At 62.8% G+C, this 11,155-nt stretch carries 11 protein-coding genes; all 11 read left to right on the top strand.

Going from position 1 to position 11,155, the window contains the following annotated elements:
* Positions 1 to 1,023, top strand: a 1,023-nt coding sequence (locus AC1D1P_RS05710; protein WP_477672353.1) for a 3-hydroxyacyl-CoA dehydrogenase, incomplete at its 5' end; no start/stop codon positions are given.
* A 46-nt stretch (positions 1,024 to 1,069) separates the two neighbouring features.
* On the top strand, positions 1,070 to 2,245 hold the full coding sequence (locus AC1D1P_RS05705; RefSeq protein ID WP_477672352.1) for an acetyl-CoA C-acyltransferase: 1,176 nt from the start codon (positions 1,070 to 1,072) through the stop codon (positions 2,243 to 2,245).
* 87 nt (positions 2,246 to 2,332) lie between these two features.
* On the top strand, positions 2,333 to 4,195 hold the full coding sequence (locus AC1D1P_RS05700; RefSeq protein ID WP_477672351.1) for an acyl-CoA dehydrogenase: 1,863 nt from the start codon (positions 2,333 to 2,335) through the stop codon (positions 4,193 to 4,195).
* A complete protein-coding gene (locus tag AC1D1P_RS05695; protein WP_477672350.1) occupies positions 4,195 to 4,425 on the top strand; it encodes a hypothetical protein in 231 nt (76 codons plus the stop codon). Before AC1D1P_RS05700 ends, AC1D1P_RS05695 begins: the two co-directional genes overlap by 1 nt.
* A 193-nt stretch (positions 4,426 to 4,618) precedes the next feature.
* Complete coding sequence (locus AC1D1P_RS05690) at positions 4,619 to 5,410, top strand: SDR family oxidoreductase (protein WP_477672349.1); 792 nt, start codon at positions 4,619 to 4,621, stop codon at positions 5,408 to 5,410.
* 25 nt (positions 5,411 to 5,435) lie between these two features.
* Complete coding sequence (locus AC1D1P_RS05685; RefSeq protein ID WP_477672348.1) at positions 5,436 to 5,885, top strand: PaaI family thioesterase; 450 nt, start codon at positions 5,436 to 5,438, stop codon at positions 5,883 to 5,885.
* A gap of 109 nt (positions 5,886 to 5,994) precedes the next feature.
* On the top strand, positions 5,995 to 7,011 hold the full coding sequence (locus tag AC1D1P_RS05680; protein WP_477672347.1) for an NADP-dependent oxidoreductase: 1,017 nt from the start codon (positions 5,995 to 5,997) through the stop codon (positions 7,009 to 7,011).
* A 26-nt stretch (positions 7,012 to 7,037) separates the two neighbouring features.
* Positions 7,038 to 8,678 carry an isovaleryl-CoA dehydrogenase gene (locus AC1D1P_RS05675; RefSeq protein WP_477672346.1) on the top strand — a complete coding sequence of 547 codons (1,641 nt, stop codon included), beginning with the start codon at positions 7,038 to 7,040 and terminating at the stop codon, positions 8,676 to 8,678.
* Between the two features lie 33 nt (positions 8,679 to 8,711).
* The gene (locus tag AC1D1P_RS05670) at positions 8,712 to 9,650 is read left to right on the top strand and encodes a glutathione S-transferase family protein (protein WP_477672345.1); all 939 of its coding nucleotides are present in this window, start codon (positions 8,712 to 8,714) and stop codon (positions 9,648 to 9,650) included.
* Complete coding sequence (locus tag AC1D1P_RS05665; protein WP_477669530.1) at positions 9,647 to 10,114, top strand: GNAT family N-acetyltransferase; 468 nt, start codon at positions 9,647 to 9,649, stop codon at positions 10,112 to 10,114. The genes AC1D1P_RS05670 and AC1D1P_RS05665 overlap by 4 nt, the downstream gene beginning before the upstream one ends.
* A gap of 92 nt (positions 10,115 to 10,206) precedes the next feature.
* Complete coding sequence (locus AC1D1P_RS05660; RefSeq protein ID WP_477669531.1) at positions 10,207 to 11,112, top strand: SDR family oxidoreductase; 906 nt, start codon at positions 10,207 to 10,209, stop codon at positions 11,110 to 11,112.
* The last annotated feature ends 43 nt before the right edge of the window (positions 11,113 to 11,155 follow it).

The following is an 11,155-nucleotide window of genomic DNA, read 5'->3' as shown; positions in this document are numbered from 1 at the left end:
GGCCTGCTCAGCACCACGTTGAGCTACGACGACCTCAAAGACGCCGACCTCGTGATCGAGGCCGTGTTTGAAGAAATGGGCGTCAAGGAGAAGGTCTTCAAGGAACTGGACCGCGTGATGAAGCCGGGCGCCATCCTGGCGTCCAACACTTCGACGTTGGACGTCAACAAAATCGCCGACTTCACCAAGCGTCCGCAAGACGTGGTCGGCCTGCATTTCTTCAGCCCGGCCAATGTGATGAAGCTGCTGGAAGTCGTGCGCGGCGCCAAGACCGGCAAGGACGTGCTGGCCACCGTGATGGCCGTGGGTAAAAAGATTAAAAAGACGGCCGTGGTGTCGGGCGTCTGCGACGGCTTTATCGGCAACCGCATGATCGAGCAATACGGCCGCCAGGGCGGTTTCCTGCTCGACGAAGGCTGCACCCCCGAGCAGGTCGACAAGGCCATCGAGAAATTCGGCTTTGCCATGGGCCCGTTCCGCATGGGCGACCTGGCCGGCAACGACATCGGCTGGGCGATCCGCAAGCGCCGCTACACCGAAAAGCCGGACATGAAATACAGCAAAACGGCCGACCTGCTGTGCGAGAAAGGCCGCTTCGGCCAGAAGACCGGCGCCGGCTGGTACGACTATGTACCCGGCAAGCGCGACGCGATCCCGAACGCTGAAGTCGTCAAGATGATTGAAGACCACCGCAAGAGCCTGGGCATCACGCCACGCAAGATTTCCGACGAGGAAATCGTGCAGCGCCTGGTGTATTCGCTGGTAAATGAAGCCGCGCACATCCTGGAAGAAGGCATTGCCTCCAAGGCCAGCGACATCGACATGGTCTACATCATGGGCTATGGCTTCCCGGTCTACCGCGGTGGCCCCATGCTGTACGCCGACCAGGTCGGCCTCTTCAATGTGGTGCAAAGCATGAACCGCTTCGCGCAGAACCCGCTGGACGACGCCAAATTCTGGAAGCCCGCACCCCTGCTGGCCAAGCTTGCAGCCGAAGGCAAGACCTTCAACCTGTCTACCTAAGTCCAGCAGACCGCACAGATCAACGTCCCAGAATCCGGAGAATTCCATGACTTCAGCAGTAATCGTTTCCACCGCACGCACCCCCCTGGCCAAAAGCTGGAAGGGCTCCTTCAACATGACGCACGGCGCCACCCTGGGCGGACACGCCGTTGAGCACGCGCTCAAGCGCGCCGGCATCGAGGCCGCAGAGGTCGATGACGTGATCATCGGCTGCGCTACGCCCGAAGGTGCCACCGGCGCCAACATCGCACGCCAGATTGCGCTGCGCGCCGGCTGCCCGGTGACGGTATCGGGCATGACGGTCAACCGTTTCTRCTCGTCCGGCCTGCAGACCATCGCCCTGGCGGCCCAGCGCRTGATCGCCGGTGAAGCCGACATCTACGTGGCCGGCGGCGTCGAAAGCATTTCCTGCGTGCAGCAGGAAATGAACACCCACATGCTGCAGGAAACCTGGCTCGCCAAGAACAAGCCYGAGATCTACTGGAACATGCTCCAGACCGCYGARCAGGTCGCCAAACGCTACAACATCTCGCGCGACCGCATGGACGARTACGGYGCGCTGAGCCAGCAAAAGGCCACGGCCGCGCTGGCTGCGGGCCTCTTTGAAGCTGAGATCGCCCCCATCACCGTGACAGCCGGCGTGGCCGACAAGATCATGGGCCTGACCACCAAAGAGGTCACCGTCAGCAAGGACGAAGGTATCCGCGAAGGCACGACCAAGGAAGGCATCAGCGGCATCAAGCCGGCCATCCCTGGCGGCGTGATCGCGGCCGGCAATGCCAGCCAGTTCTCCGACGGCGGCGGCGCCGTGGTTGTCATGAACGAAACCCTGGCGGAGAAAAAGGGCCTTAAACCCCTGGGCCGCTTCCTCGGCTTTGCCGTCGCCGGTTGCGAACCCGATGAAATGGGCATTGGCCCGGTCTTCGCCATTCCAAAGGTACTGGCCAAGCTGGGCCTGAAGATCAGCGACATTGATCTGTGGGAATTGAACGAAGCCTTCGCCGTACAGGTGCTGTACTGCGCCGACAAGCTGGGCATTCCCATGGACAAACTCAACGTCAACGGCGGTGCGATTGCCGTCGGCCACCCTTACGGCGTGACCGGCCAGCGCCTGACGGGCCACGCGCTGATCGAAGGCAAGCGCCGCGGCGCCAAGCGCGTCTGCGTGACCATGTGCATTGGCGGCGGCATGGGCGCAGCCGGCATTTACGAAGTCCTCTGAACCGGGCATCATAATGAATGAAACCCTGCTCCTTCAGAAAGGGCAGGCGTTTCCTGCCTTGACGCCCGCCGTTTCGGGGAGGTCGTCATGAGCCTCAGGCCGACCCTCGATTTTCTGCTCTACCAATGGCTCGGTGCCGAGTCGCTCAATCAGCGCGAGCGTTTCGTCGACCATTCACGCGAAACCTTCGACGCGGTGTTCGACACCTGCGAACGCATCGCGCGTGAAAAGTATGCACCGTTCAACCGCATAGTGGATACGCAGGAGCCGCACTTCGACGGCGAAAAAGTCATCCTGCCGCAGGCCACGCACGACGCGCAAAAGGCCTACGCGGCCTCGGGCATGCTCAGCGCCGCGCAGGACTATGAAGTCGGCGGCATGCAGCTGCCCTATACGGTGGAAGCGGCGGCCAATGCCTTCTTCGCCATGGCCTCGGTCAGCATCGGCTCGGGCCTGCTGACCACTGGTAACGCCAACCTGCTGATGGTGCACGGCACCGACATGCAGAAGGAAGTCTTTGCAAAAAATGAGTTCTCGGGCCGCTTCTCGGGCACCATGTGTTTGTCCGAACCGCAGGCCGGTTCCTCGCTCAGCGACGTGACGACGCGCGCCGTCCCGGATGGCGACGGCTTTGAGGCCGACCCGCTGGGCCCACGCTATCGCCTCAAGGGCAACAAGATGTGGATCTCGGCCGGCGAGCACGAGCTGACCGACAACATCATCCACCTGGTGCTGGCCAAGATACCGGGGCCGGACGGCAAGCTGATCGCCGGCACACGCGGCATTTCGCTCTTCATCGTGCCCAAGAAAATGGTCAATACCCAAGGCGAACTCACCGGCGTGCGCAACGACGTGGCGCTGGCGGGCCTGAACCACAAGCTGGGCTRGCGCGGCACCACCAACACCCTGCTCAACTTCGGCGAGGGCAAATACCCGGTGGACGGCCAGGCCGGCGCGGTCGGCTACCTGGTAGGCAAGCCGCATGAGGGCCTGCGCTGCATGTTCCACATGATGAACGAGGCGCGTATAGGCGTGGGCACGGCCGCCACCATGCTGGGCATGGCGGGCTACTACGCCAGCCTCGATTACGCCAAAAACCGGCCCCAGGGCCGGCCCGTCGGCGGAGGATCTAAGAACGGCGCCGGTGCCGTGGGCAAAGACGCCTCCCAGCCGCAGATCCGCATCATCGAGCACGCCGACGTCAAGCGCATGCTGCTGGCGCAAAAAGCGTACTGCGAAGGCGCGCTGGCGCTGGAGCTGTATTGCGCCCGCCTGGTTGATGAACACCACACGGCCGACGCGCAGGCCGCCGACGACGCGCGCCTGCTGCTCGAGGTGCTGACACCGATTGCCAAGAGCTGGCCCAGCGAATGGTGCCTGGAGGCCAATTCGCTGGCCATCCAGGTACACGGCGGCTACGGCTACACGCGCGACTTCCCGGTCGAGCAGTATTGGCGCGACAACCGCCTGAACATGATCCATGAAGGCACGCATGGCATCCAGGCCATGGATTTGCTGGGCCGCAAGGTGCTGATGGAAGGGGGCAGGGGCCTGCAATTGCTGGCAGCGCGTATCAACGCCACGGTTGAAAAGGCGATTCAGGTGCCTGAACTCGCAGCCCATGCCAACGCACTGGCCAAGGCATTGCAGCATGTGGGCAGCGCCACCAAGGCGGCGTGGGCCGCGGGCGAGCCTGGCGAGGCGCTGGCCAATGCGGTACCCTACATGCAGGCCTTCGGCCACACCGTATTGGCGTGGATCTGGCTGGACGTGGCGCTGGCCAGCCTGGCATTGCAGCAATCCGCTACCAATTCGATAGCTGCTCACGCAGGGCGGATGGGCGCTACACGCTATTTTTATCATTACGAATTACCGAAGATCGGTGCCTGGCTCAAGGTCGTTGAAACCCGCGACCTGACCTGTGCCGATTTGCCCGAGGAGGCGTTTTAATGGCTTTTTTCAAACCGTCCGCTGACCCTGTTTCCAACAAGGCCGTGGCTCGCTTGCRGACCCTGATCTGGGTCCTGATCTACGGCGGGCTGCTGACGTTGGTATTGGRTCTGTCGGTTCAGCGCCTGGACGATGCCATCGGCTGGTCCATGGTGGTGCTGGGCGGTATTGTGGCGGTGGTTGGCGCGGCGCTGGTTTACGTGCGCTCCCGCATCAACGTCAGTTCGTAGCGGCCGGAAGTCGCCACCACGACAGCGCAACCTGCAGGAGGCCTGATGTTGTGCCAATATGGCAGACCGCCGCATCCCGATATCGAGATCGCAACCACGGCTGAACCCGACACATTATTTGCAACCCCATCCTTGCCGGAGTCCCGATGCGGCACCCGGCAAGCCCGATGACACCCAACAGGAGACAACTTTCATGACCCGTACCATCCAGCAGCTGTTCGACCTCAAAGGCAAAACCGCACTCGTGACCGGCGGCTCACGCGGCCTGGGACTGCAACTGGCCCAGGCGCTGGGCGAAGCCGGCGCCAAAGTCATTTTGAGTTCGCGCAAGGCCGAAGACCTGGTCGAGTCCGCTGCAGAGCTCAAAGCCGCCGGCATCGACGTCGACTGGATCGCCGCCGACTGCTCCAAAGAAGAAGACATCCGGGCGCTGGCCGACGAGGCCATCAAGCGCCTGGGCCATGTCGACATCCTGGTCAACAACGCCGGCGCCGCCTGGGGCGCGCCCGCCGAAGACCACCCGGTTGAGGCCTGGGACAAGGTCATGAACCTCAATATCCGCGGCTATTTCATCCTGAGCCAGCACATCGCCAAACACAGCATGATCGCCCGCAAGTCCGGCCGCATCATCAACGTAGCCTCCATCGCCGGCCTGGGCGGCAATCCGCGCGAGATGACCACCGTGGCTTACAACACCTCCAAGGGCGCCGTCATCAACTTCACGCGCGCGCTGGGCTGCGAATGGGGCAAGTACAACATCACCGTCAATGCAATTTGCCCGGGCTTTTTCCCGAGCCGGATGACCGTGGGCACGCTGAAAGCGTTGGGCGAGGAAAAGCTGGCCTCGCATGCACCGCTCGGCCGCCTGGGCGACGACGAGGATTTGAAGGGCTTGTGCGTGCTGTACGCGTCGGATGCCGGCAAACACATCACGGGCCAGTGGCTGGCCGTCGATGGTGGCGTTTCGGTCGTAACCGGGGGGTGAGCAAGAAATGGGCTGGGAACAGTTAATGAACTTCGGCGCCGACATCCCTTTCGTCAACCACCTCGGCTTTGAGCTGGAGCTGTTTGAAGGCGGTGCTTCGGCCATTGGCTATGCGCCCAAGCCCGAACACCTCAACYCATTTGCCGTGACGCACGGCGGCGCCATCATGACGCTGCTGGACGTGACCATGGCAACTGCCGCGCGCAGCGTACAGAAAGACATGGGCGTGGTCACCATCGAGATGAAGACCAGCTTCATGCGGCCGGCGCCTGGTGACGGCAGCCGGCTTACAGCCAAGGGGCGGCTCATGCATCGCAGCACCACCATGGCGTTTACCGAGGCCACGCTGTATGACGCGGAAGGCCGCGCCTGTGCACACTCCACGGGCACCTTCAAGTACGTGCGGCGGGTTGCCACCGCCGCCCAAAACACCGGCGCACCGGATCTATCAGGCGGCGGCATATCAACCGATTGAACTGAATAATTGGTTAAATCACAGCCCAGCCCAATAAAAACCGGCGCAAGCAGCTATCAAATAAATAGCAAAACGCCTGCCTTCCCTGACCAACAAAAAGGAGACTTCCATGCCCATCAACCAGCAAATCCTGCTCGACAACCGCCCCACCGGCGAAGCCATCGCCAGCAACTTCATGCTGGTCTCCAGCGACACGCCGCCCCTGCAGGATGGCCAGGTGCTGGTGCGCCACCATTACCTGAGCCTGGACCCTTACATGCGTGGCCGCATGAGCGATGCCAAGAGCTATGCTGCGCCGCATCCGCTGGGCCAGGTCATGCTGGGCGGCACGGCAGGTGAGGTCGTGGAAAGCCGCTCGCCCAAATTCCAGCCCGGCGACAAGGTGGTCGGCATGGGCGGCTGGCAGGAATACAGTGTGGTCAATGCCGACCAGCCCGGCGCGCTGCGCAAGGTCGACACCACGCACGTACCGCTCTCGCACTACCTGGGCGCGGTCGGTATGCCGGGCGTCACCGCCTGGTACGGCCTGGTGAAAATTATTGAACCCCAAGCCGGCCAGACCATGGTGGTCAGCGCCGCTACCGGCGCCGTGGGGAGCGCGTTCGGCGCACTCGCCAAGGCACGCGGCTGCCGCGCCGTCGGCATTGCCGGCGGCCCCGACAAATGCAAATATGCCGTCGATGAACTCGGGTTTGACGCCTGCATTGACTACAAAGTGCACGCCGATGCCGCTTCGCTGACCAAGGCTCTCAAGGACGCCTGCCCGGATGGCATTGATGGCTACTTTGAAAACGTGGGCGGCATGGTGCTGGACGCCGTGCTGCCGCGCATGAACGCTTTCGGCCGCATCGCGCTGTGCGGCATGATCGCCGGCTACGACGGCCGGCCCATGCCGTTGGCCTATCCGGCGCTGATTTTGAMCAGCCGCCTCAAGCTGCAGGGCTTTATCGTGGCCGAGCACATGGAAGTCTGGCCCGAAGCGCTCAAGGAACTCGGCACGCTGGTGGGCACCGGCAAGCTGCGCCCGCGTGAAAGCGTGGCGCAGGGGATTGAATCGGCGCCCGAAGCATTCCTCGGGTTGCTCAAAGGCAAAAACTTCGGCAAGCAGTTGGTCAAGCTGATCTGACCCGACCACGGCGCGGTCAAAAGGAGGTGGACATGACGCATGAAGTCTTCAACCAGCCCGCAGCGCTGTCGGACTACAACCTGTTTGACACCAATCGCCCGCTGCGCGACGCGCTGAAATTTAATGCGCCAGCGCTGGACACGCACGAGCTGAGGCAGCTCGGTGCGAAGCTGGGCAGCACGGCCATGCAGACCCACGCGCGCCTGGCCAATGTGCATGGGCCGGCGCTGCACAGCCATGATCGTTTCGGCCGTCGTGTGGACCAGGTGGAATTTCACCCGAGTTATCACGAGCTCATGAAACTCGCGACGGGTTCGGGCCTGCATGGCTCTCCGTGGTCTGAAGAAAACCCGTCACCCCATGTCCAGCGCGCGGCGGGTTTCATGCTCTTCACCGAGCTCGAGCCCTCCATCCTGTGCCCCATCTCCATGAGCTACGCGGCCACGCCCGCGCTGCGCGGCAACACGGTCATCTACGCCGACTGGGGCCCCAAGCTGGCGAGCCGCGCCTATGACCCCGAACTCAAGCTATGGCAGGCCAAGGCCGGCCTCACCATGGGCATGGGCATGACGGAAAAACAGGGCGGCTCCGACGTGCGGGCCAACACCACGCGCGCTGAGCCCRCAGGCCGCGACGGCTGGGGCGAACGTTATGCCATCACCGGCCATAAATGGTTTTTCTCGGCGCCCATGTGCGACGCCTTCCTGGTTCTGGCCCAAACCCAAAGCGGCCTTTCCTGCTTTTTCCTGCCACGCGTGCTGCCTGACGGCGGCCTCAACGCCATCCGCATCCAGCGCCTCAAAGAGAAGTTGGGCAACAAGGCCAACGCAAGTTCTGAAGTGGAATTTGAAAACGCCCAGGCCTGGCTGGTCGGGGGCGAAGGCCGCGGCATTCCGCAAATCCTCGAAATGGGCACCATGACCCGGCTGGACTGCGCGCTGGGCACCAGCGGGTTGATGCGGCAGGCGCTGGCCCTGGCGCTGAACCACACCTCGCAGCGAAAAGCCTTCGGCAAGCTGCTGATTGACCAGCCGCTGATGCGCAACGTGCTGGCCGACCTCGCGCTTGAATCCGAAGCCGCGACTGCGCTGGCAATGCGCCTGGCCCGRGCTTTCGACCACACAGGCGATGCCCACGAGGCYGCCATGGCGCGCCTGTTGACACCCGTCGCCAAGTTCTGGATCTGCAAGCGCGGTAGCCATTTCGCCCAGGAGGCGATGGAATGCCTGGGCGGCAATGGTTATGTGGAAGAGGGCGGCGAGGGCGTCATGGCCCGCGTTTACCGTGAAATGCCGCTCAATTCGATCTGGGAAGGCGCGGGCAACATCATGGCGCTGGACCTTTTGCGCGCGCTGCGCAAAGCCGATGCCGTGGCGGCCCTGGACCAGGAACTGGCCGCCGCAAAAGGCGCGCATCCGGCGCTGGACCGGCTGGCCGCCGTCTTGCCCACACGTGTGGAAGAAATGGCGACTGAAGTGGAGGCACGGCGGCTCGCGCAGGACGTCGCGCTGGCGGTGCAGGCCRCCTTGCTGTACCAGACCGCGCCCGCTGCCGTCTTCAGCGCTTTTTGCGACTCGCGCATTGCAGGCAACTGGGGCCATGCTTTCGGCACGCTGGGCGTCGGCACCGATTTCGACACCCTCATCGCGCGGGCCATGCCCCGCTGAATTTCCAGACACCCAGAACACCCGGAGACAACCATGAGCGATCTGATCCTTCACCATTACCCCACATCGCCATTTGCCGAAAAAACCCGCCTGATGCTGGGCTACAAAAACCTGCCCTGGAAGTCCGTCGTCATCCCGATGATCATGCCCAAGCCCGACGTGGTGGCGCTGACCGGCGGCTACCGCAAGACGCCTATCCTGCAAATCGGTGCCGACATTTATTGCGACACCGCCTTGATCAGCGACGTACTGGAACACCTGCAGCCCGAGCCTTCGGTGTACCCGGAGCCCAGCAAGGGCCTGGCGCGCACGCTGGCGCACTGGGCCGACAACACGCTGTTCTGGACCTCCATGGCCTACAACACGCAGCCCAAGGGTGTGGCCCAGATTTTCGAAAAGGCGCCACCTGAAGCCGCCCGCGCCTTCGGCGAAGACCGCAAGGCCATGAGCATCGGCATGCCGCGCCTGCGCTCCAGCGATGCCGCCGCAGCCTACAAGTCCTATTTGCGCCGAATCTCGGACATGCTCGACGACCGGCCTTTTTTACTGGGTGATGTGCCCTGCATCGCCGATTTCGCGATGTACCACCCGCTGTGGTTCACGCGGGTGCAAACACCGGTGCTCGCGGGCATCCTGAACCTCACGCCGGCCGTGCTGGAATGGATGGACCGCATGGCCGCCATTGGCCATGGCGGCATTGAAAAATTCAGCTCCACCGAGGCTGTGGCACTGGCCGCCGCATCCACGCCGGCGCCGTTGCCGGGTGACCTGTTCCAGGACGAACACGGCATTGCGCTGGGCAGCCAGGTGCTGGTCAGCGGCGAGAGTTTTGGACCGGAGMCTACCGAGGGCGAGCTGATCGCCGCCACCCGCATGCATTACACGCTGCGCCGCACCGATGCGCGTGCCGGCACCGTGCATGTGCATTTCCCGCGCATCGGTTACACCCTGAAGGCTGCAGCCCCGGCATGAGCATCTCCGGCACCTCCGTTATTTCCTGGCGTTTTCTTCCCTTTGACGCGCTGACCACCCTTGAGCTTTATGAGATCTTGCAGCTTCGCAGCGAAGTGTTTGTGGTCGAACAGGCCTGCAGTTTCCAGGACATGGACGGCGCGGACATGCAAGCCATGCATTTGCTGGGCATAAGGGAAGGGCGGCTGATAGCCTACGCGCGCTGCTTTGCCGCGGGCGTGAAGTTTGCGGAGGCCAGCATAGGCCGCGTGGTCACGCATGCTTCGGCACGCGGCGGCGGCATTGGCCATGTTCTGATGAAAGAGGCCGTTGGCCGTTTGCAGCAGCACTGGGGCCCGCAACCCATCCGCATAGGTGCACAGGCACGGCTTGAGCAGTTCTACCTGCAGCACGGTTTTGCCAATACCGGCCAGCCCTACATCGAGGACGGCATACCGCACATCGAGATGCTGCGGGTTGCCTGAATAGTTACCTGAGCGACAGCTGTGGCGACAGGGTGCAYGGACAATTTTCCTGTTCTTCAAGACACCAAGATATTCATCAAGGAAAGCGAACCATGATCACGGATTTCAAAGGTAAAACGGCAGTGCTGACCGGCGCGGGCTCGGGCTTTGGCCTGGAATGCGCACGCCTGGGGGCCCAACTGGGCATGAACCTCGTGCTGGTTGACGTGCAGCAGGATGCGCTGGACAAAGCCACCGAAGAGATGAAGGCTTCCGGTGCCCAGGTGCTTTCGTTCAAGCTTGACGTCTCCAGCGCAACGCAGATGGAAGCCATGGGCAAGGCCGTGTTCGAGCGCTTCGGCGCGCCGCATTTCGTTTTTAACAACGCCGGCGTTGGCTCGGGCGGTCTGATCTGGGAAAACAGCGTCAAGGACTGGGAATGGGTGCTGGGCGTCAACGTCATGGGTGTGGTGCACGGCGTGCGCATCTTCACGCCGATGATGCTGGAAGCAGCCGCCAAAGACCCATTCTGGCAAGGCCACATCGTCAACACCGCCAGCATGGCCGGGCTGCTGAACCCGCCGAATATGGGCGTCTACAACGTCAGCAAACACGCCGTGGTGGCGCTCAGCGAAACCCTGTACCAGGACCTGGGCCTGGTGACCGATCAGGTTGGTGCCTCGGTGCTGTGCCCATTTTTTGTAGCCACAGGCATCGGCATGAGCCACCGCAACCGCCCGGCCGAACTCGGCGCGGAAAAGCCGACCAGGAGCCAGATGATCCAGCAGGCCATGACCGGCAAGGCAGTCGGCTCCGGCAAGGTGAGCGCCGCCGATGTGGCGAAACTGGTGTTTGACGCCATCGCAAAGAACCAGTTCTACATCTACAGCCACCCCAAAGCCATCAACTCCGTGCAGACACGGCTTGAAGACGTGCTGCAGGCGCGCAACCCGACGGATCCGTTTGCCGACAAGCCTGAAATTGGCCAGCAACTGAAAGCCGCGCTTCGCGGGGCCTGATGGGCCGCGGCTACCTTGCTTGGGCCGGCCTGCTGCTTGGGCT

This window comes from Polaromonas sp. P1_E1_2 (genome assembly GCF_056406035.1).
Note: the sequence above shows the minus strand (reverse complement) of the source record. Positions and strands in the feature narration are given on the sequence as shown.

Bases quoted from the DNA above. Each gene is read 5' to 3' on its own strand.
- AC1D1P_RS05690 (WP_477672349.1), top strand. From the start codon at position 4,619: ATGACCCGTACCATCCAGCAGCTGTTCGACCTCAAAGGCAAAACCGCA.
- AC1D1P_RS05665 (WP_477669530.1), top strand. From the start codon at position 9,647: ATGAGCATCTCCGGCACCTCCGTTATTTCCTGGCGTTTTCTTCCCTTT.
- AC1D1P_RS05660 (WP_477669531.1), top strand. From the start codon at position 10,207: ATGATCACGGATTTCAAAGGTAAAACGGCAGTGCTGACCGGCGCGGGC.